This window comes from Micromonospora sp. NPDC005161 (genome assembly GCF_053599855.1).
Genome location: NZ_JBSFYQ010000105.1, coordinates 1,883 through 3,240, shown reverse-complemented (window position 1 = coordinate 3,240; position 1,358 = coordinate 1,883). Strand labels below are relative to the sequence as shown.

Sequence of the window (1,358 nt, the reverse complement as noted above, 5' to 3'; positions counted from 1 at the left end):
CAAGGAATCAAGTCCAAGCGAGGTTAAAATGTGAATGCCACAGCTTCGGCGGTGTGCTTGAGCCCCGCTACATTGTCGGCGCGGAACCACTTGACCAGTGAGCTATTACGCACTCTTTAAAGGGTGGCTGCTTCTAAGCCAACCTCCTGGTTGTCTATGCGACCCCACATCCTTTTCCACTTAGCACACGCTTAGGGGCCTTAGCTGGTGATCTGGGCTGTTTCCCTCTCGACTACGAAGCTTATCCCCCGCAGTCTCACTGCCGCGCTCTCACTTACCGGCATTCGGAGTTTGGCTGGTTTCGGTAAGCTTGTGGGCCCCCTAGACCATCCAGTGCTCTACCTCCGGCAAGAAACACGCGACGCTGCACCTAAATGCATTTCGGGGAGAACCAGCTATCACGGAGTTTGATTGGCCTTTCACCCCTAACCACAGGTCATCCCCCAATTTTTCAACATTGGTGGGTTCGGCCCTCCACGCGGTCTTACCCGCGCTTCAGCCTGCCCATGGCTAGATCACTCCGCTTCGGGTCTAGGACACGCGACTGAATCGCCCTATTCAGACTCGCTTTCGCTACGGCTCCCCCACACGGGTTAACCTCGCCACATGCCACTAACTCGCAGGCTCATTCTTCAAAAGGCACGCCGTCACCCCGTAAGGCTCCGACGGATTGTAGGCGAACGGTTTCAGGTACTATTTCACTCCCCTCCCGGGGTACTTTTCACCATTCCCTCACGGTACTCGTCCGCTATCGGTCACCAGGAAGTATTTAGGCTTACCAGGTGGTCCTGGCAGATTCACGGCAGATTTCAGGGGTCCGCCGCTACTCGGGAACACCCACAGAAGGTCAGCAACTTTCACCTACCGGACTTTCACCGTCTACGGTCAGCCATTCCAGACTGTTCGACTAGCCACTGACTTTGTAACTTCTCGAACAAGTGTCAGCTTGTTCAGTAGGGTCCCACAACCCCGACCACGCAACCCCTGACAGGTATCACACGCAGCCGGTTTAGCCTCAATCCGCTTTCGCTCGCCACTACTCGCGGAATCACTAAATTGTTTTCTCTTCCTACGGGTACTGAGATGTTTCACTTCCCCGCGTTCCCTCCACACACCCTATGTGTTCAGGTGTGGGTGACTGGACATGACTCCAGCCAGGTTTCCCCATTCGGACACCCTGGGATCACAGCTTGGTTGACAGCTCCCCCAGGCCTATCGCGGCCTCCCACGTCCTTCATCGGCTCCTGGTGCCAAGGCATTCACCGTTCGCCCTTGACAACTTGACCACAAAGATGCTCGCGTCCACTGTGCAATTCTCAACAAACGACCAACCCACAACCCATCAGCCCCACACCAAC

Annotated in this window: 1 rRNA gene (cut by a window edge); it reads right to left on the bottom strand. The window is 55.7% G+C overall.

From position 1 onward, the window contains the following. Window positions 1-1,286 (bottom strand): 23S ribosomal RNA (locus ACWD5O_RS36930); its annotated part reaches 1,214 nt to the left of the window's first position; the annotation flags it as partial. Window positions 1,287-1,358: the final 72 nt, after the last annotated feature.